Below are 19,618 nucleotides of genomic sequence, written 5' to 3'. Positions count from 1 at the left end.
TGCCCGGCCGGACACAGATCCGGCCGGGCGAACCCGTTACGGACGCCCGCAAACGGGGTGGAGAAGACCATGTTCAACAAGCTTGAAGCGTCCGCGCCGCATTTCCGCGCGGTGCTGCGCATCATCGCCGGGGTGCTGTTCCTAGCGCACGGCGTCGTCAAACTGTTCGGATTCCCGGAAGGGGCCCAACCCGGTCAGGTCGAGATCGCGTCGCTGTTCGGGATCGGCGCGATCCTCGAATTCGTCGGCGGAAGCCTTCTGGTGCTCGGCGCCTTCACCCGTCCGGTGGCCTTCATCCTGGCCGGCGAGATGGCGGTCGCCTACTGGATGTTCCACGCGCCCCAGAGCCCCTATCCGGCGGCCAACGGCGGGGATGCGGCCATCCTCTACTGCTTCATCTTCCTGTATCTGCTCGCGGCCGGCCCCGGCGCCTGGAGTGTGGACGGCAAGCTGCGCAAGAAGGCCTGACCTTCGAAGCCGAAAGCAAAAAGCCGCCGTTCCCTTCGGAGCGGCGGCTTCTTCGTATCTAGAGGCCGGCGGCCCAGTCCGTGGCGCGGACCAGGCTGTCGACGATGCCCGGTTCCGAGGAGGCGTGGCCGGCGTCGCCGACTATGTCCAGCTTCGCCTCGGGCCAGGCGCGGTGCAGGGACCAGGCGCTGGAGATGGGGGTGACCACGTCGAAACGGCCCTGGGCGATCCAGCAGGGGATGTGGCGCATCCGGTCGACGTTCTTCAGGATCCAGCCGTCCTCGGAGAAGAATCCGGCGTTGGTGAAGAACCAGTTCTCGATCCGGGCGAAGGCGACGGCGAACTCGGGCTCGGCGAACTTGTCCGGCTTGGCGTTCGGCCCCTCGACGCTGACCGTCTCGCCTTCCCAGCTGGACCAGGCCACGGCGCACTTCTCGCGTTCGGCGACATTGTCGCCGATCAGCCGCTTGTAATAGGCGGCCATCAGGTCGCCGCGCTCGGCTTCGGGGATGGGGTCGACGAACCGCTCCCAGGCGTCGGGGAAGATCATCGAGGCGCCGTCCTGATAGAACCAGTGCAGTTCCTTCTTGGTCAACAGGAAGATGCCGCGCAGCACCAGGGCCAGACAGCGTTCGGGATGGGTGATGGCGTAGGCCATCGACAGGGTTGAACCCCAGGAGCCGCCGAACACCACCCATTTGTCGACGCCGCAGCGTTCACGCAGGCGTTCGATGTCCTCGATCAGGGTCCAGGTGGTGTTGTCCTCCAGCGAGGCGTTGGGGCGGGATTTACCGCAGCCGCGCTGGTCGAACAGGATGATCCGGTACTGGGCCGGATCAAAATAGCGTCGCATCCCCGGATTGACCGCGCCGCCGGGACCGCCGTGCAGAACCAGGACCGGCCGCCCTTGGGGATTGCCGCATTCCTCGTAATAGATTTCGTGGACGCCATCGGTCTTCATCCAGCCGGAGGCGAAGGGTTCGATCTCGGGGTACAGGTCGCGGCGCGGCTCGACGGGCGCGGGGAAGGCCATACGGATGCGGTCTTTCTGCCAAGGCCCAAGCTTGGCCATAAGGGAAGCTACTTACGCAATGCCGCAAAGGCCAGGCAAAGCCAACCGGCGATCATCAGCAGACCACCTATCGGTGCGACGGCGCCCATGGCCGGGATGCTGAGCAGGGCGATGAAGGACAGGGACAGGCAGAAGACCAGACCGCCTGCGGCCCCCAGCCAGCCGGCGATTCGCGCCAGCCGCCCGCCGTCCACCCACAGGCCGCAGGCCAGGGCGAAGACGGCATGCGCCAACTGATAATGGGCGCCGGTCGACAGCAGGGTCTTGACCTGCGGGCCCGCCCCATGGGCCGCGAAGGCGCCCAGAGCGATGGAGAGGGCGCCGTTCAGGGCGGCGAAGACGATCAGGTTGCGACTCGCGTTCATCTGCGAACTCTAGCCCGGCGAATCCGCGAAGTCTGCTAGGAGGCAGGCATGGGGTTCGGGGCCAGATCTCGCGCGGCGTTGCAATATGTCCTGATGTTCGTCGGGACGGGCGTCAGCCTGCCTTACGCCGGCCTGTGGATGCGGGCGCAGGGACTGGGCGGCGCCGAGATCGGGGTTATCCTGGCCGCGCCCATGCTGGGGCGACTGGTCACTGGCCCGGCCATCGTCGTCTGGGCTGACGGCTTTCGCCTGCGCCGCACGGCGATCGCCCTGCTGGCGGCAATGGCGGCGCTTGGCTACGGCGCGGCGGGTCTGGTCGACGGATTCGCCGCCTGGGCGGTGTGCTGGTTCATCGGCGCGACCGGGGCGGCGGCGATCATTCCCCTGACGGATGTCCTGACCCTGCGGCTGGCGCGGCGTGAGGGCTTCACCTTCGCCGTGCCGCGCGGCTTCGGATCGGCCGCCTTCGTCGTCACCAATATCGTGGTCGGCTTCGTGTTGCGGGCGACGGGAGCCGAAGCGGTCATCGTCGGCGTGACCCTGGCCTGCATCTGTATCGCGGTCGTCGCCTGGCGCGTCCTGCCTGCCGAACCCGTCAACGACGGGCCGCCCATCCCGGGCTGGGACCGGTTTCGCGGAATGGGGCGGTTGTTGAAGGATCCGGTGCTGGTCGCAGCCCTGCTGGCGATCGGCACGGTGCAGGCGGCGCACGCCTTCTATTACGGCTTCTCCGCAATCCTGTGGCGGGGGCAGGGGATCGAGCCGCATCTGACCGGCATGTTGTGGGCCTTCGCCGTGGCGGCCGAGATCGGCTTCATGTGGATCATCGATCCCTGGCGACGGCGGCGCCGCATCGGGCCCTGGCCCATGCTGATGATCGCCTCGGCCGCTGCGGTCGCGCGCTGGGGGCTGATGGCCTTGTCGCCGCCATTGTGGACCCTGTGGCCGCTGCAGGCGCTGCACGCCCTCAGTTTCGCCGCCAACTATCTGGCGGGGGTCGAGTTGATCGAACGTTTGGCGCCGCGCGACAGCCAGACGGGGGCCCAGACGCTCAGTTCCATGCTGTCGGCGGGGGTGCTGATCGGCGCGGCGACCCTGGCCAGCGGACCGCTGTACGACGCTTTCGGCGCGGCCGGCTATCTGGCGATGGCGGGGCTGGCGTGTGTGGGGCTGATCGCCAATCTGGCTCTGAAGCCGTTATTGACGACGCGCGGCGAACCGCAGGTCTAGTTTCTGGGCAGCAGGGCCATGTGGCCCGCCATGACCGAGGCGGCGGCCTTGACCCCCTTCTTGACCGCAGCCTCGTCCGCCGGCATCGGCGCACGCAGCAGGCCGACGGCCGGCGTGTGCGGCCCCTCGGGCAGATCGGCGAGCACGCGATACAGCAGATAGGAGCCCGCGTCCTCTTCGGCCTCGGACGAGGCGTCGGCGGACAGGCCGACTGCATTCAGAGCACGAACGATGTCGGCGACCGGAGCCGTGGTGCGAGCCACGCCGGGGCCTGTGCGGGACAGACGGTCCTTGCGGTCCAGGGTGCGGTTTTCCGCCCGCATCTGCATGCGAAACCCGTCGCCCTTGTGGGTCCGGCCGACCAGAAGCACGGCGCGGCAGTCGCCGCTTCTCAGATGTTCGCCAAGAGATGCGGCCAAGGCGTCAGGGTCGGCGGCGTTGATCCGCACGGTGCGCGCGCCCGGCGGGCTCCATACCTCGCCAGACAGGTCCTCTACCAGGTCCCAGCCCTCCACGTCGCCGTCATAGGCGCAGATGGCGATGCCGGGGCGGCGGTCGGTGCGGCCTGGCCCTTCGGTATCGTTCGTCATTCCGGCCCTAATTCCCAAGCAACCCGTGACACTTCCGTGACGGTGGCAGGAGGCGTGAACTTCCGCCCGCCGTCAAGCCTCAACAAGGACTTCAACCGAGGTCGCCGACCGCTGCGTCCAGCAGCATGAAGGCGCGGCCCCCGTCGGACGCCAGACGGCTCTGTACAGCCTGACCGTCGCCTGCACGAGCGGAGGTCGCCAGATCTTGAGCGAAGCTGCGGACATAGCGTTCGGCGTCGGCCCGAAGCTCTGGGTCGCTGAGCACGCGGCGCGAGACGCTGCGGACGGCGGCCGGGGCCACGCGGCGGACGATCTGGCGGGCGCCGTCAGCGTCGCCGTTGCTGAGCAGGCGGGCGGCCTCCTCCACACGGGACCGGGGCAGAAGGGCGTTGGGGTCGACTCCCATGCGGCGAATGGCGGCGGCGACGCGATCCGACAGGGCGGCGGCCTCGGCCGGGCTGGCGGCGGGCGTGTCCAGCTCAAGCGGCGCGTCGTCCTGACCGCCCGAAACCAGGTCGTTCCAGTCCAGACCGGCGTCCTGTGCCGGGGATGGGGCGGCGCGGGGGGGCTCGGTCGGTTCCAGGCGCAGGCGGTTGCGCAGGCCGAAGCCCCGGTCAGCGGACTTGTCCTCGGTCCGTTCGTCGATCGGCGCTGCGCCACGGGGCGTGCGGCGTTCCGGCTCGGGCGAAGCCTCGCGACGGCGTCCGGCCGGGGCGTCGCCAGACACCACGCCCATCAGGCGGACGGCCTCTGTCAGCATGTCGTAGTTGCGGCGGACCCGTTCCTGGAAACCGACGTCCAGAGCCTCGGTGTCCTCGGCGGCCTTGCGCGAGGCGGCGGCCAGGGAGGCGAGGCCTTCCTCGACGCTGGCGCGAACGGCGTCAACGCGGGCGCGGGCCTGTTCCGGCAGACGGGCGGACCGTTCGTCGACGTCGGCGACGGCGGTGTCGATCTCGGACAGGGCGGAGTTCAGGCGATCGACCAGGCTTTCAAGCCGGCTGACCATCCGTTCGCCGGCCTGATCGACCAGTCCCGAGGTTTCGCCGACGATGCGACGGGCGTCGTCGATGCGGGCGTCTGCGGCCTGGTCGGCCTTCTGGGCCGCTTCGAACAGGGCCTCGCCCAGCCGGTCGGCGCGCAGTCGCGCCTGTTCCGCCGCGTCGGAGGCGGCGGCGCGGGAGTCCTCCGCCGTGGCGCGCATCTGTTCCAGGGCGCGACGGGTTTCCTCCATCAGAGTGTCGCGGGCGTCGGCGGCCAGGGCCTCGAACCGATCCAGCGAGACCTTGGTGGCGGCGTCAAAGCCGTCGGCTTCGCGCTGGGACATGTCCACAAGGGCGCGGAACTGGTCGCCTGCGGCTTCCAGCAATTCACGCAGCCCCTCGATCGACGTCTGGGAGGTCTTGCCGAGATCGTCGGCGGCGCTGCGGCTGGCGGAAAGATGTTCGATGAATTGTGCGCGCTGGCTCTCCACCTGGGCGGAGAAGTCTTCCTGGTCGGTGCGCAGGGCGTAGGCGGCGGTGACCAGGGCGGCGCGCTGCTGACCCAGGCCTTCCTCGACCGACTGGATCTGTTCGGCGACGCCCGAGCCGGCGTTCTCCAGACGGATGGTCTGGCGAGCCAGGTCGTCGGCGGCGACGCGGGCGGCGTCCTGGGCCTCGCCGGCGGCGGCGGCCAGATCGGCGGCGCGGGCGGCCAGGGCGGCCTCGGCTTCGCGCAACTGGGCCTGGGCCAGGTCGGAGGCGTCGGCGACCATGCGGGACTGGCGTTCCACCGCGTCGATGACGCCCGCCGCCTGGGTGTCCAGATGTAGGGCCAGGGTCTGCATCTGGTCGCGTTCGCGACCCAGGTTCTCGGTCAGACGGCGCGCCGTGCGGCCGGCGTTCTCCGCCGCCTCGTTCAGGCGGTTGGTCTCTTCGGCCAAGGCCTGACGCAACAGAGACATGTCGTTGCGCGCGCGCTCGGCGGCCATGGCGGCGTGATCGATGTCGGTGCGCAGCGAATGCAGCACCTGTCCCGTTTGCTGGGCGGCAAGTGCGGTGGGGGCCACCAGGGCCTCGGCTAGGTCGCGGGCGCGCCGGGTCTCTGCGGCCAGACCGGCGCCCTGTCGCACGGCGTGGGCCAACATGATGGCCAGGCCGGCGGGAGCCAGGGCGATGAGGGCGTAGATGGCGATGCGCAGCGGATCCAGTTCCGCCCCGCCGGCGCCGAATTCATAGGCCGCCCACGAGGCGACGCCGCCGATCCACAGGGCGGAGGCCAGACCGGCGATCATATAGGCGTGGCGGCCGGAAGGCGCGGATACGGCGCGGCTGGAGGTGGTCGTTTTCACGGCCGGGGGCGAGGACAGTTCAAACGGCGCAGGCGGCTTGCCGGCGGCCACGGCCATCTCGACGGCGGCGGAGGATTCGGGCGTCGGCTCCGGGATGACCTCGGGGGCGACGGCGGGCGTCATGTCGATGGTCTCGACGGGGCGTTCGACAGGTTTCGGCTTCAGGGCCGCAGCGGCGCGCTCCTCGGCCTGGCGCGCTTCCTCTGCCAGGCGGCGACGGCGACGTTCCGACATCGGCCGCTCGGTCGGCGTGGCGGGCAGGGGCTCCAACTCCGTCGCGGGCGCAGGCTCGGCTTCAGGCGCCGCGGCTGTCTCGGATTCAATTTCCGGCGCGGAGGTTTCGACGGCCTCGGTCGTCTCGACGGGCGGGACGGCCTCGTCGTCGGTCAGTTTAAGCGGCGGCCGGTTACGGGATTTCATTAGGCGTCAGCTCGATCAATGCGCGCGGCGCGCGAGCACGCGCCAATTCGACCCTAGCGAGTCGGAACCGAAGGTCCAAGCAATACAGGTCCATCAAGCGTGGACTGTTCGCGATCAGCAGTCGCGCTTGGTCTCAGAGGTGAAGGCTGCGGGTGCGTCCGAGCGGCAGTCGGTCACGCGATGGACCTCGCGGTCTCCGGCCCGGGGCGAATGGATGTCCACGCCGAACTGCGACAGGACGGCGGCGGCCAGCAACGCAATAAAGCCGGCGATCAATTCCACCAGCGCTTGCATCGACGGCGTCTCCCACGGCCCCCATGGCCGCGCTTGTTATGCGCTCATTTGGCGAACGTCACAATCCCGCCGCGTAAAGATTGACCGGGCGTGGCGCGCATGAAACGGAGTTGGGGGAAGGGCGTCCGCATCGCGGTGTCACGCGAATCGGGCAGGCAGGCTGAATGACGCACGACGGCGACAGCTACGACGGCAGTCTGCTGACCCCGGGACCGGGCGTCTGGCGCAGCGAGGTCGCGCACCGGTTTTCGATTCTGATGGAGAACGAGACCTATTTCGACGCTCTTTCGTCGGCCTTGCAGAAGGCGGAGCGGTCGATCGTCGTTTTGGGGTGGCAGTTCGACCCCCGCACCCATCTCGATCCGGAAACGCGCCCCGGCGACAAGCAGCACGAAATCGGTCACCAGCTACGGATGCTGGTGAAGCGCAAACCTGACCTCGATATCCGCCTGCTGATCTGGAAATCGCCGCTGCTGATCGCGGCGTCGCAGGGCTTTTATCCTCACCGGGCCCAACGCTGGTTCCGCAAGCGGATGGTCGAATTCCGCATGGATCAACCCGGGCCGATCGGCGCTTGCCACCATCAGAAGGTCATCGTCATCGACGACCGGGTCGCCTTCTGCGGCGGCGGCGACATCTCGACCGACCGGTGGGATTCCGACGAACATCTGGACGGCGACCCGCGCCGCGCCCTGCCCAACGGCACGATCTGCAAGGCGCGGCACGAAGTGATGAGCGTGATGGACGGGCCCGCCGCCAGGGCGCTTGGAGATCTGGCGCGGGAACGTTGGTTCAAGGCGACCTGGGAAAGAACCGTGCCGGACGAGGTCGACAGCGATCCCTGGCCCGACGGCGTGCCGGTGCAGATGACAGATGTTCCGGTCGGCATTGCTCGCACGGAGCCTCGGTGGAGCGGTCGCCATGAAGTGCGCGAGAACGAAGCCCTCCATCTGGACGCGATCAGGCGGGCGAAGAAGCTGATCTATTTCGAGAACCAGTATTTCACCTCGCCGATCATCGCCGCCGCCCTGGCCGAGCGCCTGGCCGAGGTGGACGGGCCCGAGGTGGTGGTCGTCTCGACGGGCAAGAGTCCCAGCTGGTTCGACAGCATGACCATGGATACGGCCCGCGCCGAGGTGCTGTACCGGCTTGAACAGGCCGACAAGTACAACCGCTTCTTCGCCTTCGCCCCGCTGACCGAACACGGCGACCGCATCATCGTCCACGCCAAGGTGTCGATCATCGACGACCGGCTGCTGCGGATCGGCTCCTCCAACCTGAACAACCGGTCCATGGGGCTGGACACCGAATGCGATATCGCCGCCGAGCCGACGGACGAGGCGGGGCGCGCGGTGATTACCAACCATCGCCACCGCACCATCGGTCACTGGATCGGCGTCGCCGCCGAGGATTTCGCGGCGGTGGAAGCGGTGATGGGATCGACCGGCGCGGCCATCTGCAGTTTCGACAGCGACAGGCTTAAGCCGTTGGGGTCGGATCCGCCGACGCGAATTCAGCGTATCTTCGCCGAATGGCAGCTGGGTGATCCGACCTCTTCGACCGACGCGTGGCGGCCGTGGAAACGGTTGAACCGTTCTCACCGCACGCGACCGGCGTCCGAAGGCGGTCAGGCGCCCGGTTAGGCTGGGGGCTGAACCACTTCGAAGTCGATGATCAGCGGCAGATGGTCCGAGGCCACCCGCGCCAGGGGCGAGAAGGCCGCCTTGACCCCGGTGATGCGAATCTCGGGGCTGACGAAACAGTGGTCGATGCGGATGGCCGGAAAGCCGGACGGGAAGGTTTTCACCGAAGGCTTCAGGTTCAGCAGCCGCTGACAGTCGCCCAGCTTGCGCGCCAAGGTCTGGTAGGGGCGGGTGATCGAGGTGGCGTTGAAGTCGCCGGCCAACAGTGTCGGGCCGCTGCAGGCCCCAAGCCAGCCCGTTCCCGTCAACGCCGCCGCCTGTAGACGCTGTTCGCGCGGGACCAGACCCAGGTGGGTGTTCAGCACATTCACGGCGACCCCGTCGATCCGGATCTCCGACCAGATGGCGCCGCGCGGCTCCAGCCCGGGAATGCCCCGCACGGTCGGCAGGGCGTCGGCGCGGATCAGCTTCTCCGGGTGCGGCGTCATGATCGCGTCGCCGTAAAGTTCCGCCTCAACGCGCATGGCCGGATGGAAACGCGAGGTCATGGCCAGGCCCTCGGCGATGGCCTCGGCCTGATCGACCTTGCCGGTGCGGGCGCGACCGACGTCCAGTTCCTGGAGACAGACGATGTCCGGCTCATGCTCGCCGATCACGGCGACGATACGATCGACGTCCAGCTTCTTGTCGGTGCCGACGCAGCGATGGACATTATAGGTCAGTAGGCGGGGCATGGTTTCCCGAGGACGTGCCGAGACTTGGGCGAAGGGCTAGGCCTTTTGGGCGCGGATTGCGACCCCGGTGCGACGGTCACAGCAGGATCAGATGATCCGGCAACTCGTTGGGATTGTCGGGGCGGGGCGGGAAATGGGTCGCCAGCACCTGACCGCATTGTTCCACAGCGGCCTCGAAACCCGCCACCGGGCGCCCCGCCTTCAGCTCGCGGGTCAGGGCGGCGACGGCGTCGGCCCAGACCGCCTCATCGACCCTGGCGTGTATGGCTTCGTCCGCGATCAATTCGACCTGATGTTCCTCCAGCGCCGCGAAGAGCAGCACCCCGGTCCGATCTTGGGTGACGTGGACGCCCTGGGCCAGAAATTGCTGCAGGGCCGCCTTGCGCACCCGGGCGCGGCGCATGCCGCGCGGTGTGACGAGGCGCAGGATCGACGGGATGCGGGTCAACAGGAAGACGCAGACGAAAAGGGCCGCCTGGATCAGGGCGTAGAGCGCCAGCGCCTGACCTGTCTCGGCCATCGGAGGGTGAGCCGCTTCCCACCGGTCGCCGACGGGCCAGGTCAGGTCGAAGCCCAAGGGGATCAGCAAGGCCGGCAGCAGCAGGGCTGCGCCCGCCGCCCAGGCCAGGCTGACGTCGCGATAGGTCGAGACATTCCGCGTCACGACGCAGAAGATTTCGCCAGCGGTATCGTGCTCGGCCGTGGAGATGGCGTCGGCGATCCGCACACGGTCTTCATCGGTGAAGCGCATCACCATCCTCCCGAGGCTCCGCCGCCGCCGAAGCTGCCGCCCCCGCCGCCAAATCCGCCGCCGCCGAAACCGCCGCCACCGCCCCAGCCGCCGCCGCGTCCGGAGTTCTTCAGCGCCTCGGACGCAGCCCAGATCAGGATCGGTGTCACGCCGTCACGCCGGTGACGACGCCCGCGGCCGGCCGAGCCCACGGCGATCAGAAAAACGCCAAAGAAGATTATGGCGATAACGATCACCGGCACGATGGCCGCCGTTTCGCCTCCATCCTGTTCGGTCGCGGCCGCCGCCGCACGGGCCTGCGCCTCGGCCGGATTCAATTCCAACTGGGTGATCAGGGCGTCGACGCCGCCGACGATCCCGGCCTGGTAGTCGCCGTCGCGAAAGGCCGGCAGGATGTCGTCACGGATCACGCGGGACGAGAAGGCGTCGGTCAGAATCGGCTCCAGCCCATAGCCGACCTCGACCCGAACCTTGCGTTCGTTGGGGGCGACGATCAGCAGGGCGCCGTTGTCTCCTTGCTTCTGGCCAATGCCCCAGTGGCGGCCCAATTGGTAACCGTAGTCCTCGATCTCCTGATCCTGCAGGCTGGATACTGTGACCACGACCAGTTGATCGCTCGACTTGGCCTCCAGCGCCGCAAGCTTCTCGGTCAGGGCCTGTTCCGTCGCCGGATCGATCAGATCGGCTTGATCGACCACCCGGCCGCTCAGGGGCGGGAATTCGAGCTTGGCCTGCGCCGTCGCCGGCAGAGCGAACAGCAGGGCGGCCATCAGGCCGAACAGTATGGCGACGACGGCCGACGGACGCCGTGTCCGTGCGGAGAAGGGCGTCACTGGGCGGGCGGGGTCGAACCCGGCGCCACCGGGGTCGCATTGCCGCCCGGCGCGGCGGCGGGCGTGTTTCCGAGATTGAAGTTCACCTGGGGCGCGCTCTGGGCCTCGGCCGTGGCGGTGAACAACTGCATCGGTTGCGAGCCGCCATGCACCGTCTTGGCCCAGATCACATTGGGGAAGGTGCGCAGGGTGGTGTTGTAGTCGCGGACGGCCTCGTTGTAGTCGCGGCGCGCGATGGTGATCCGGTTCTCAGTACCTTCCAGTTGCGACTGCAGGGTCAGGAAGTTCTGATTGGCCTGGAGCTGCGGATAGGCCTCGACCGAGACCAGCAGGCGCGAAAGCGCGCCGCTGAGCTGGCCCTGCGCCTGCTGGAACTGTTGGAAGGCCTGGGGATTGCTCAGATCCGCAGCCGACACATTGACCGACGTGGCGCGAGCGCGGGCGTTGATCACATCCGTCAGGGTTGTGCGTTCCTGGATCGCCGCGCCCTGGACGGTGGCGACCAGGTTGGGGATCAGGTCGGCGCGGCGCTGATACTGGCTCTGCACATCGGCCCAGGCGGCCTCCGCCCTGACCTGTTTGGTCGGGATGGTGTTGTAGCCGCAACCGGCGACGGCCGGAGCGATGGCGACGGCGGCGGTCAGGGCCAGCGCGCGAGCATTGAGACGGGCCATGGAATCTCCCTTGTCGGCGTCCTCGCCGCTGCGCCGACTATCGGCCCATGGCCGCAACGCTTCAAGCGTCCAACGGCTCCGGTTCGACGCCGATCGAACGGCAGGCGGCAGAATAGGTGTTGGCCAGCAGGCAGGCGATGGTCATCGGGCCGACGCCGCCGGGGACGGGGGTGATCCTGCCGGCGACCTCGACCGCCTCGTTGAAGGCCACGTCGCCGACGACGCGGGTCTTGCCTTCGGCCGCCTTGACCGGATCGGCCGAGGGAACCCGGTTGATGCCCACGTCGATGACGGTCGCGCCCGGCTTGATCCAGTCGCCCTTGATCATCTCGGGACGGCCTACGGCGGCAACCAGGATGTCGGCGGTGCGGCACAGGGCGGGCAGATCGCGGGTCTTCGAATGGGCCACGGTGACGGTGCAACTCTCGCCCAACAGGAGTTGAGCCATCGGCTTGCCGACGATATTGGACCGGCCGACGATGACGGCGTTCAGCCCGCTGAGGTCGCCCAACTGGTCTTTCAGCAGCATCAGACTGCCCAGGGGGGTGCAGGGGACCAGGCCCGGCAGGCCGACCGCCAGACGTCCGGCGTTGACGACGTGGAAGCCGTCCACATCCTTGTCCGGATCGATGGCGTCCAGAACCACCGAGGAATCGATGTGTTTCGGCAGGGGCAACTGCACCAAAATACCGTGGATGCCGGCGTCGGCGTTTAGGTCGGCGATCACGGCCAGCAGTTCGGCCTGGCTGGTCGTCTCGGGCAGGCGGCGGGTGTCGGAGCGCATGCCCGCACGCTGGGTCGTCTCGCCCTTGTTGCGGACATAGATCTGGCTGGCGGGGTCCTCGCCGACGATGACCACGGCCAGGCCCGGCTTGACGCCCTGATTGGCCTCAAGCCGGGCGGCGGCGGCGGCGACGCGATCCACCAGGGCGGCCGCATAGGCCTTTCCGTCGATCAGGGTCGCGCGTGTGGGCTCGGCCGACATTGGGGGCTCCGGGGCGGGAAATTTAGGGACGGCCGCGATTTACAGCCGTCGCGGTTCGGCGTCTATGATCGAGACCAAACTACCGGAGGTTCTTCATGAAGCGTTCGCCCCTCGTCGCCGCCATCGTCCTCGCCCTGCTGTGGGGCGCACCTGCCCTGGCTCAAGACGTACAGGGGCTGAGGATCGGCGCATCGGTGAACGGGGCGCTGACGGACGACGACGCGACCGCGACGGGCGACGACGAATATCGTTACGACGACTATCGATTCGAGGCGCGGGCCGGTCAGCGGTTGGAGGCTGTTCTGCGCTCCGACGCCTTCGACGCCTATCTGGCCGTCTATGCCGAGGGCTCGGACGACGCCCTGGCCGAGGACGACGACGGCCTGGGCGAGGACACCGATTCGCGCCTGCGCTTCATTCCGGAAACCACCGGAGTCTATATCCTGCGCGCCCGCACACTGTCTGGCACGGAGGGCGGCGCCTATAGCCTGTCCTTACGCGAACGCCCCGCGCTGCCGCGCGCGCCACGTCCGAGCGGCATCCGCCTGGGCGCCGAACAGTCGGGGGAACTGACCGACCGTGATCCGGAGCAGGAGGACGGCGGTCGCTACGACGCCTACAGCTTCCGCGCCGCCGCCGGCCAGAGATTCATCGTCACCCTGAAATCCGAAGCCTTCGATCCTCTGGTGCGGGTCGGTCGGATGAACGGACCGGATTTCGTCGAACTGGCCCAGAACGACGACAGCGCCGACGATGGCCTGAACTCACGCCTGGTCTTCACCGCCCCGACCGCCGGCGACTATGTCATCCGCGCCACGGCGCTGGAGGACGGTTCGGGCCGTTACACCGTGGGTCTGGCCGAGGCGCCGCCCGCACCGCCCGCCAAGCCTATCGCCATCGGCGACAGTATCGACGGAAGCCTGGGCGAGAACGCTGGAACCAATGACGACGGCGCACGGGCGGAATTCTATCGCTTCACCGCCACGGCGGGCCAGCGTGTCGCCGTCGAACTGTCTTCGAAAGACTTCGACACCTATCTGGCCCTGCGCAAGGCATCGGACAATTCGGTCGTGGCCGAGGATGACGACGGCGCCGGTTCGGGCACCGATTCCCGCATCGCCCAGACGCTGGACGAGGCCGGAGACTATATCATCGAGGCCCGCGCCTTCAGCGGCGACGGGGAGGGCAAGTTCACCCTGAAACTCAGCGAGGTCGCGCCGCCCCCGCCGCCGGCCCCCGCCAGCTTCGGCGCGACGGTCGAGGGCGAGATCACGCCGGAGGATCCGCAGGGCGACGACGGCAAACATTATGACGCCTATGTCTTCACCGGCGTCGAGGGCCAACGGGTTCAGGCCATACTGCGCTCTGGCGACTTCGACGCCTATCTGGAAATCGGCTCAGCCGAAGGCGATTTCGAATCCCTTGCCAGCGACGACGACGGTCTGGCCGAGGGCACGGATTCTCGCCTGAATTTCACCCTGCCGGCTTCGGGCGACTACGTCGTCCGCGCCATGCCGCTGTCGAGCGAAGAGAAGGGCCTCTATTCGCTGGAGTTGGTCGATCGTGGACCGGAACCCAAGCCCGGCAGCATCCTGGTCGGCGCCACGGCGCGGGGAGGCCTGAGCAAGACCGACGCCCTGACCGACGAAGGCGCCTATTACGACGCCTATCGCTTCCAGGCGAAAAAGGATGAGAAGCTGCGGATCACCATGGTCTCCAACGCCTTCGATGCAGTCGTCGACCTGGGCGAGGAAGGCGAGGACTTCACAAGCATCGCCAGCGACGACGACGGTCTGTCGGACACCCACGCCAAGCTGGACTGGACTGCGCCGGAGGATGGCTGGTACGTCGTCCGCGCTCGGGCCTTCGGACCGAACGAGACCGGCGCCTACGCCCTGACCGTGGAACGCCAGCCCTGATCGCCCCACACGGGCCAAGATCATGGTCTAGGCGGCCCGAATGAACGATGTCATTCCGCCCGGCCGCAAGGATCAGCACCTGGACGTGGTTCTGGCCGGCCGGGGCCGCCATGCGCGAGACGCCGGCTTCGACGCCATTCGTTTCGTCCACGAGGCCCTGCCGGACCTGGATCACGACAAGATCGACCTGGGCGCCGACTTCCTGGGACGGCGGCTCAAGGCGCCTCTGCTGATCAGTTCCATGACCGGCGGTCCGGCGCGGGCCGAGGCGATCAATGCGCGGCTCGCCGAGGCGGCCCAGCATCTGGGCCTCGCCCTGGCGGTCGGCTCTCAACGGACGGCGATCGAGGGCGTGTCCTCGGGCGGGCTGGATCTGAACCTGCGTCGCCGCGCGCCCGACACGCCGATCCTGGCCAATATCGGCGCGTCCCAGCTGACGCGCGGCTTCGGCCTGGACGAGGCGCGCAGGGCGGTCGACATGATCGGCGCCGACGCCCTGACCATTCACCTGAATCCGTTGCAGGAGGCCTGCCAGCCCGAGGGCGATCGCGATTGGTGGGGCGTGGGCGCCGCCCTGGAGGCCCTGATCCGCCGTCTCGAAATTCCAGTGGTGGTCAAGGAGACGGGCGCCGGCCTGTCCGGCCGCACGGCCCGTCGTCTGATCGACATGGGCGCCGCCGCCGTGGACGTAGCCGGAGCGGGCGGGTCAAACTGGGCGCTGATCGAGGGCGAGCGCGCGGCCGATCCGGCGGACAAGGCTCATGCGGCCGCCTTCGCCGACTGGGGCATGCCGACCGCCCGCGCCATCGTCGACGTGCGTCGCGCCTGTCCGGAGGCTGTTGTGATCGGCTCGGGCGGAGTCCGCGACGGGGTCGATGCGGCGCGCGCCGTCCGGCTGGGCGCCGATATCGTCGGTCAAGCGGCCGGGCTTCTGAAGCCGGCGACTGTGTCCACCGAGGCTGTGGTGGAGCATTTCCAGCGGGTCACGCGGCAGTTACGCACCGTATGTTTCTGCACCAATTCCGCGAACCTGGCCCAACTTCGTCGCGCGCCGCTTCAACCGTTCGACTGACCGGGGCCTGTTGCATTCTTGTGCAGGGATCTCCGCTTTGCGTGACCAGGACTTTTCGCCCCTGTTGCCAGGCCCACGAGTCGAGGTGTAGGGAGCCGCCTCCTGTTGGGGAGTAGCTTCCGACGCGTCGTCGTCGGGGTCGGGTCAACACACTCGCGTTTCGACGCGTGGTCCGACCAGCGGAACACCGCCTAGCGAGACCAGCGCGTTCCACCGCCGCACCGGCCGGCGTGGGACCGCTGTCGTCTGCCCGGTGGAGTCAATCCGCATGACCCCAGGAACCATCGCCATCCTCTCGCTCAGCATGTCCACGGACGCCTTCGCGGCTGCGGTGGGCCGCGGCGCCTCTCACCGTCCGTCAGTACCCGAGGCCCTGAAGGCTGGGTTGGTGTTCGGCGTGATCGAGGCCATCACCCCCCTGATCGGCTGGACCCTGGGTCTGGTCGCCGCCGGCTTGGTCGAGCGTATCGACCACTGGATCGCCTTCGTCCTGCTGGCCATTGTCGGCGGCAAGATGGTCTGGGAGGGCCTGAAGCCGCGCAATACGGATGAGGATGAAACCCCTCGCAGGTCCGGGCCCTGGGCTCTGATCGCGACCGCTGTCGGCACCAGCATCGACGCCGCCGCCGTGGGCGTGGGTCTGGCCTTCCTGGGCGCCAATATCTGGGTCATCGCCGCCTCGATCGGCTTCACCACCTTCGTCTGCACCACCATCGGCATGCTGATCGGCAAGGCCGTGGGCCTGAAATTCGGCAAGGCGGCCGAACTGGTCGGCGGTGTCGCCCTGATCGGCCTGGGCACGCTAATTCTGCTGGAACACCTGGGCGTTCTGGGCGGCTAAGTCCTGCAGATCTCAGGCGGACGGCAACAGACCGTCCGCGAAGGCCCGATACCGTCCGGCCCGGACACCGTCCGTCGCCCGGGCGATGTCGGGGGCGAAATAGTGGTCGCTCGCATAGGGGGCGGCCGCTTCCCGGACGATGGCGAAGACCTTCTCCAGGTCCGGCGAACTGGTCAGGGGACGGTGGAACTCCAACCCCTGGGCCGCGGCCAGAAGTTCGATGCCGACGACGGTCGCTGCGTTCTCGGCCATGTCCAGCAGGCGGCGCGCGCCGTGGGTGGCCATGGAGACATGGTCCTCCTGATTGGCGCTGGTCGGGACGGTGTCGACGCTGCACGGATGGGCGACCATTCGGTTCTCGGCGATCAAGGCCGCCGCCGTGACCTGGGCGATCATGAAGCCCGAGTTCAGTCCGCTCTCCCGCACCAGGAAGGCCGGTAGTTCGCTCATCTTCGGATCGACCAATATGGCGGTGCGGCGTTCGGAGATATTGCCGATTTCGCACAGGGCCATGGCGATCTGATCTGCTGCGAAAGCAACGGGTTCTGCGTGGAAGTTTCCGCCTGAGATCACATCGCCGTCCTCGATGAAGACCAGCGGATTGTCGGTGACGGCGTTGGCCTCGCGTTCCAGCGTCGCGGCGGCGGTGTTCAGCACGTCCAGCACGGCGCCCATGACCTGAGGCTGGCAACGCAGGGAATAGGGGTCCTGCACCTTGGCGCAATCGTCGCGGTGGCTGTCGCGAATGGCGGATCCGGCCATCAGGTCGCGCAGTCGCGCCGCCACGGCGATCTGGCCCGGCTGGCCGCGCAGGGTGTGGATGCGCGGATCGAACGGGGCGTCGGAGCCCTTCAGCGCATCGACCGACAAGGCGCCGGCGGCGATTCCGGCGGCGAAGACCGCCTCGGCCGCGAAAAGGCCGGCCAGGGCAAGGGCGGTCGAACACTGGGTGCCGTTCAGCAGGGCCAGACCCTCCTTCGGACCCAGGGTCAGGGGCTTCAGCCCCACACGCGCCAGCGCCGCTTCGGCCTCCAGGGTTTCGCCGTTCACGCGGGCCTCGCCGACGCCGATCAGGACGCAGCTCATATGGGCCAGGGGCGCCAGATCGCCCGAGGCGCCGACCGATCCCTTGGACGGGATGCAGGGCAGGACGTCGGCGTTCACCAGGGCGATCAGGGCCTCAAGCGTTTCGCGTCGGATGCCCGAGGCGCCGCGCGACAGGCTGGCGATCTTCAGCACCATCAGCAGCCGGGTCACGGCGTCGGGCAGCCGATCACCGACGCCGCAGGCGTGGCTCAGCACCAGGTTGCGTTGCAGGGTCTCCAGATCCTCGGGGGCGATGGAGGTGTTGGCCAGCAGGCCGAATCCGGTGTTGACCCCATAGACGGTGCGGCCCTCGGCGACGATGGCGGCGATGGTCGCGGCGCCCTTGTCCACATCGGCCCAGGCGGCCGGGGCGACGGCGACGGTCACGGGGCCGTCCAGAACGGCGCGCAGTTGGGCCAGGGTGAGCGGGGCTGCGCCTATGGTCAGTTGGGTCATGATTTCAGATCCGATTTCACGAGCCCCCTCCCGGCGGGAGAGGGCTTGAGCGCACGAGAGCGAAGCGATCGTCCTTGGCGCGAAAGGATGAGGGGCAGGCTTGCGATGTCGTTGAGAGCGGAGCCCTCACCCGACTGCGCCAGAACGACGGCTACGCCGCCGTGCGCGGTCTCCCTGTCCCGCCGGGAGAGGGTCATTTGAGCGAGGGGAGCTTGAGTTCGTGCTCGCGCGCGGCGGCGCGGGCGATCTCGTAGCCGGCGTCGGCGTGGCGCATGACCCCCGTCGCCGGGTCGTTCCACAGGACGCGCTCCAGCCGTTTCGCCGCCTCGTCCGTGCCGTCGGCGACAATGACCACGCCCGAGTGCTGGGAATAGCCCATGCCGACCCCGCCGCCGTGGTGCAGCGACACCCAGCTGGCGCCCGAGGCCGTGTTCAGCAGGGCGTTCAGCAGGGGCCAGTCGGACACGGCGTCCGAGCCGTCCATCATGGCCTCGGTCTCGCGGTTCGGGCTGGCGACCGAGCCGCTGTCCAGATGGTCCCGACCGATGACGATGGGGCCGGACAGTTCGCCTGAGGCGACCATTTCGTTGAACATCAGTCCGGCGCGGTGACGATCGCCCAAACCGATCCAGCAGATACGGGCCGGAAGCCCCTGGAATGCAATACGTTCTTTAGCCATGTCCAGCCATCGGTGCAGGCCGGCGTTATCGGGGAAAAGCCGCTTCATCGCCGCGTCGGTCTTGCGAATATCATCGGGATCGCCGGTCAGGGCGGCCCAGCGGAAGGGGCCGATCCCCCGGCAGAACAGCGGGCGGATATAGGCGGGTACGAAGCCGGGGAAGTCGAAGGCGTTCGCCACGCCCTCGTCGAAGGCGACCTGGCGGATGTTGTTGCCGTAGTCGACGACCGGAACCCCGGCGGCCTGGAAGTCGAGCATGGCCTGGACGTGGGCGACGATGGAGTTGCGTGCGGCCGTCGTGACGGCGGCAGGATCGCCAACGCGTTTGTCCTCCCATTCGGCGACGGTCCAGCCGGCGGGCAGATAGCCGTTGACCAGATCGTGGGCGCTGGTCTGGTCGGTGACCAGATCGGGCCGTACGCCGCGCCGGACCAGTTCGGGCAGAACATCCGCTGCATTGCCCAATAGACCGACCGATATGGGTTTTCCGGTTTCCTTGGCCGTCTCGATCAGGGCCAAAGCCTCGTCCAGGGTCTCGGCCATGACGTCGAGATAGCGGGTCTTCAGCCGCATCTCGATCCGGCTGCGCTGGCATTCGATCGCCAGGCACGACGCGCCGGCCATGGTCGCGGCCAGTGCCTGGGCGCCGCCCATGCCGCCCAGACCGGCGGTCAGGATCCATTTGCCCGACCAGTCGCCGCCGTGATGCTGGCGACCGGCCTCCATGAAGGTCTCGTAGGTGCCTTGGACGATGCCCTGGGTGCCGATGTAGATCCACGACCCGGCCGTCATCTGGCCGTACATCATCAGCCCCTTGCGATCGAGTTCGCCGAAATGCTCCCAGGTCGCCCATTTGGGCACCAGGTTGGAGTTGGCGATCAGGACGCGCGGCGCGTCGGCATGGGTGCGGAAGACCCCGACCGGTTTGCCCGACTGGACCAGCAGGGTCTCGTCGGCCTCCAGCGCCTGCAGGCTCTCGACAATCTTGTCGAACGCGGCCCAGTCGCGCGCCGCCTTGCCGATCCCGCCATAGACGACCAGGTCCTGCGGCCGTTCGGCCACCTCGGGGTCGAGGTTGTTCATCAGCATCCGCAGGGCCGCCTCGGCCACCCAGGTCTTGGCGGTCTTCTCCGGGCCGCGCGGGCTGCGGACGATACGGGCGTTGGGCGTGTTCATC

The 19,618-nt window shown here is 68.2% G+C and carries 18 protein-coding genes; 6 read left to right on the top strand and 12 right to left on the bottom strand.

Annotated elements, in window-relative coordinates; all coding sequences use genetic code 11:
• Window positions 1–69 precede the first annotated feature (69 nt).
• Entirely contained in the window at window positions 70–468 is a 399-nt protein-coding gene (locus tag ACIQ1T_RS16380; protein WP_395945622.1) for a DoxX family protein, read from the top strand.
• Window positions 469–526: 58 nt separating this feature from the next.
• Here the strand turns inward: ACIQ1T_RS16380 and pip are convergent, their stop codons facing one another.
• Together pip and ACIQ1T_RS16370 are read right to left on the bottom strand one after the other, a co-directional pair.
• Complete coding sequence (pip, locus tag ACIQ1T_RS16375; protein WP_395945621.1) at window positions 527–1,501, bottom strand: prolyl aminopeptidase; 975 nt, start codon at window positions 1,499–1,501, stop codon at window positions 527–529.
• 47 nt (window positions 1,502–1,548) lie between these two features.
• The gene (locus tag ACIQ1T_RS16370) at window positions 1,549–1,905 is read right to left on the bottom strand and encodes a DUF423 domain-containing protein (protein WP_395945620.1); all 357 of its coding nucleotides are present in this window, start codon (window positions 1,903–1,905) and stop codon (window positions 1,549–1,551) included.
• A 48-nt stretch (window positions 1,906–1,953) separates the two neighbouring features.
• Between ACIQ1T_RS16370 and ACIQ1T_RS16365 the strand changes: the two genes are divergently transcribed.
• Window positions 1,954–3,135 carry an MFS transporter gene (locus tag ACIQ1T_RS16365; protein WP_395945619.1) on the top strand — a complete coding sequence of 394 codons (1,182 nt, stop codon included), beginning with the start codon at window positions 1,954–1,956 and terminating at the stop codon, window positions 3,133–3,135.
• On the opposite strand, the gene ACIQ1T_RS16360 is transcribed toward ACIQ1T_RS16365, so the two are convergent.
• The 3 genes from ACIQ1T_RS16360 to ACIQ1T_RS16350 all read right to left on the bottom strand — a co-directional run bounded on the left by ACIQ1T_RS16360 (window position 3,132) and on the right by ACIQ1T_RS16350 (window position 6,768).
• Window positions 3,132–3,725 (bottom strand): hypothetical protein, encoded by a 594-nt coding sequence (locus ACIQ1T_RS16360; RefSeq protein WP_395945618.1) that lies wholly within the window; start codon window positions 3,723–3,725, stop codon window positions 3,132–3,134. The two genes, ACIQ1T_RS16365 and ACIQ1T_RS16360, sit on opposite strands and share 4 nt — an antisense overlap.
• A gap of 91 nt (window positions 3,726–3,816) precedes the next feature.
• Entirely contained in the window at window positions 3,817–6,474 is a 2,658-nt protein-coding gene (locus ACIQ1T_RS16355; protein ID WP_395945617.1) for a tipN, read from the bottom strand.
• A gap of 114 nt (window positions 6,475–6,588) precedes the next feature.
• Complete coding sequence (locus ACIQ1T_RS16350; RefSeq protein ID WP_395945616.1) at window positions 6,589–6,768, bottom strand: hypothetical protein; 180 nt, start codon at window positions 6,766–6,768, stop codon at window positions 6,589–6,591.
• A 164-nt stretch (window positions 6,769–6,932) separates the two neighbouring features.
• Here ACIQ1T_RS16350 and ACIQ1T_RS16345 point away from each other — a divergent pair, with 164 nt between their 5' ends.
• Complete coding sequence (locus ACIQ1T_RS16345) at window positions 6,933–8,411, top strand: phospholipase D-like domain-containing protein (RefSeq protein WP_395945615.1); 1,479 nt, start codon at window positions 6,933–6,935, stop codon at window positions 8,409–8,411.
• On the opposite strand, the gene ACIQ1T_RS16340 is transcribed toward ACIQ1T_RS16345, so the two are convergent.
• The 5 genes from ACIQ1T_RS16340 to folD all read right to left on the bottom strand — a co-directional run bounded on the left by ACIQ1T_RS16340 (window position 8,408) and on the right by folD (window position 12,388).
• Window positions 8,408–9,145 carry an endonuclease/exonuclease/phosphatase family protein gene (locus ACIQ1T_RS16340; RefSeq protein ID WP_395945614.1) on the bottom strand — a complete coding sequence of 246 codons (738 nt, stop codon included), beginning with the start codon at window positions 9,143–9,145 and terminating at the stop codon, window positions 8,408–8,410. The two genes, ACIQ1T_RS16345 and ACIQ1T_RS16340, sit on opposite strands and share 4 nt — an antisense overlap.
• Window positions 9,146–9,221: 76 nt before the next feature.
• The gene (locus tag ACIQ1T_RS16335; RefSeq protein ID WP_395945613.1) at window positions 9,222–9,896 is read right to left on the bottom strand and encodes a TPM domain-containing protein; all 675 of its coding nucleotides are present in this window, start codon (window positions 9,894–9,896) and stop codon (window positions 9,222–9,224) included.
• The gene (locus tag ACIQ1T_RS16330) at window positions 9,896–10,666 is read right to left on the bottom strand and encodes a TPM domain-containing protein (RefSeq protein WP_395945649.1); all 771 of its coding nucleotides are present in this window, start codon (window positions 10,664–10,666) and stop codon (window positions 9,896–9,898) included. The genes ACIQ1T_RS16335 and ACIQ1T_RS16330 overlap by 1 nt, the downstream gene beginning before the upstream one ends.
• Window positions 10,667–10,725: 59 nt before the next feature.
• The gene (locus tag ACIQ1T_RS16325; RefSeq protein ID WP_395945612.1) at window positions 10,726–11,403 is read right to left on the bottom strand and encodes a LemA family protein; all 678 of its coding nucleotides are present in this window, start codon (window positions 11,401–11,403) and stop codon (window positions 10,726–10,728) included.
• Window positions 11,404–11,464: 61 nt separating this feature from the next.
• The gene (folD, locus tag ACIQ1T_RS16320) at window positions 11,465–12,388 is read right to left on the bottom strand and encodes a bifunctional methylenetetrahydrofolate dehydrogenase/methenyltetrahydrofolate cyclohydrolase FolD (protein WP_395945611.1); all 924 of its coding nucleotides are present in this window, start codon (window positions 12,386–12,388) and stop codon (window positions 11,465–11,467) included.
• Window positions 12,389–12,483: 95 nt separating this feature from the next.
• On the opposite strand from folD, the gene ACIQ1T_RS16315 reads away from it, so the two are divergent.
• From ACIQ1T_RS16315 to ACIQ1T_RS16305, 3 genes are all read left to right on the top strand, one after another.
• Window positions 12,484–14,307 carry a PPC domain-containing protein gene (locus ACIQ1T_RS16315; protein WP_395945610.1) on the top strand — a complete coding sequence of 608 codons (1,824 nt, stop codon included), beginning with the start codon at window positions 12,484–12,486 and terminating at the stop codon, window positions 14,305–14,307.
• Window positions 14,308–14,347: 40 nt separating this feature from the next.
• Window positions 14,348–15,379 carry a type 2 isopentenyl-diphosphate Delta-isomerase gene (gene fni, locus ACIQ1T_RS16310; RefSeq protein ID WP_395945609.1) on the top strand — a complete coding sequence of 344 codons (1,032 nt, stop codon included), beginning with the start codon at window positions 14,348–14,350 and terminating at the stop codon, window positions 15,377–15,379.
• 268 nt (window positions 15,380–15,647) lie between these two features.
• Window positions 15,648–16,220, top strand: a complete 573-nt coding sequence (locus tag ACIQ1T_RS16305; RefSeq protein WP_395945608.1) for a manganese efflux pump MntP family protein — start codon at window positions 15,648–15,650, stop codon at window positions 16,218–16,220.
• 12 nt (window positions 16,221–16,232) lie between these two features.
• Here ACIQ1T_RS16305 and hutH read toward each other — a convergent pair whose 3' ends face one another.
• Complete coding sequence (gene hutH, locus ACIQ1T_RS16300; RefSeq protein WP_395945607.1) at window positions 16,233–17,762, bottom strand: histidine ammonia-lyase; 1,530 nt, start codon at window positions 17,760–17,762, stop codon at window positions 16,233–16,235.
• Window positions 17,763–17,955: 193 nt separating this feature from the next.
• Window positions 17,956–19,617, bottom strand: a complete 1,662-nt coding sequence (gene hutU / locus ACIQ1T_RS16295) for a urocanate hydratase (protein WP_395945606.1) — start codon at window positions 19,615–19,617, stop codon at window positions 17,956–17,958.
• Window position 19,618: the final 1 nt, after the last annotated feature.

Source organism: Brevundimonas sp., assembly GCF_044336875.1.
Classification (GTDB): domain Bacteria; phylum Pseudomonadota; class Alphaproteobacteria; order Caulobacterales; family Caulobacteraceae; genus Brevundimonas.
This window is presented reverse-complemented; position numbering and strand designations above follow the sequence as displayed.

What these genes read in the sequence shown, in the direction of transcription:
- ACIQ1T_RS16350 (WP_395945616.1), bottom strand. Translation starts at nt 6,768, where the DNA reads ATGCAAGCGCTGGTGGAATTGATCGCCGGCTTTATTGCGTTGCTGGCC.
- ACIQ1T_RS16355 (WP_395945617.1), bottom strand. Translation starts at nt 6,474, where the DNA reads ATGAAATCCCGTAACCGGCCGCCGCTTAAACTGACCGACGACGAGGCC.
- ACIQ1T_RS16330 (WP_395945649.1), bottom strand. Translation starts at nt 10,666, where the DNA reads ATGGCCGCCCTGCTGTTCGCTCTGCCGGCGACGGCGCAGGCCAAGCTC.
- hutU (WP_395945606.1), bottom strand. Translation starts at nt 19,617, where the DNA reads ATGAACACGCCCAACGCCCGTATCGTCCGCAGCCCGCGCGGCCCGGAG.
- ACIQ1T_RS16325 (WP_395945612.1), bottom strand. Translation starts at nt 11,403, where the DNA reads ATGGCCCGTCTCAATGCTCGCGCGCTGGCCCTGACCGCCGCCGTCGCC.
- ACIQ1T_RS16315 (WP_395945610.1), top strand. Translation starts at nt 12,484, where the DNA reads ATGAAGCGTTCGCCCCTCGTCGCCGCCATCGTCCTCGCCCTGCTGTGG.
- folD (WP_395945611.1), bottom strand. Translation starts at nt 12,388, where the DNA reads ATGTCGGCCGAGCCCACACGCGCGACCCTGATCGACGGAAAGGCCTAT.
- ACIQ1T_RS16345 (WP_395945615.1), top strand. Translation starts at nt 6,933, where the DNA reads ATGACGCACGACGGCGACAGCTACGACGGCAGTCTGCTGACCCCGGGA.
- ACIQ1T_RS16370 (WP_395945620.1), bottom strand. Translation starts at nt 1,905, where the DNA reads ATGAACGCGAGTCGCAACCTGATCGTCTTCGCCGCCCTGAACGGCGCC.
- hutH (WP_395945607.1), bottom strand. Translation starts at nt 17,762, where the DNA reads ATGACCCAACTGACCATAGGCGCAGCCCCGCTCACCCTGGCCCAACTG.
- ACIQ1T_RS16360 (WP_395945618.1), bottom strand. Translation starts at nt 3,725, where the DNA reads ATGACGAACGATACCGAAGGGCCAGGCCGCACCGACCGCCGCCCCGGC.
- ACIQ1T_RS16340 (WP_395945614.1), bottom strand. Translation starts at nt 9,145, where the DNA reads ATGCCCCGCCTACTGACCTATAATGTCCATCGCTGCGTCGGCACCGAC.
- ACIQ1T_RS16335 (WP_395945613.1), bottom strand. Translation starts at nt 9,896, where the DNA reads ATGCGCTTCACCGATGAAGACCGTGTGCGGATCGCCGACGCCATCTCC.
- ACIQ1T_RS16305 (WP_395945608.1), top strand. Translation starts at nt 15,648, where the DNA reads ATGACCCCAGGAACCATCGCCATCCTCTCGCTCAGCATGTCCACGGAC.
- ACIQ1T_RS16365 (WP_395945619.1), top strand. Translation starts at nt 1,954, where the DNA reads ATGGGGTTCGGGGCCAGATCTCGCGCGGCGTTGCAATATGTCCTGATG.
- fni (WP_395945609.1), top strand. Translation starts at nt 14,348, where the DNA reads ATGAACGATGTCATTCCGCCCGGCCGCAAGGATCAGCACCTGGACGTG.
- ACIQ1T_RS16380 (WP_395945622.1), top strand. Translation starts at nt 70, where the DNA reads ATGTTCAACAAGCTTGAAGCGTCCGCGCCGCATTTCCGCGCGGTGCTG.
- pip (WP_395945621.1), bottom strand. Translation starts at nt 1,501, where the DNA reads ATGGCCTTCCCCGCGCCCGTCGAGCCGCGCCGCGACCTGTACCCCGAG.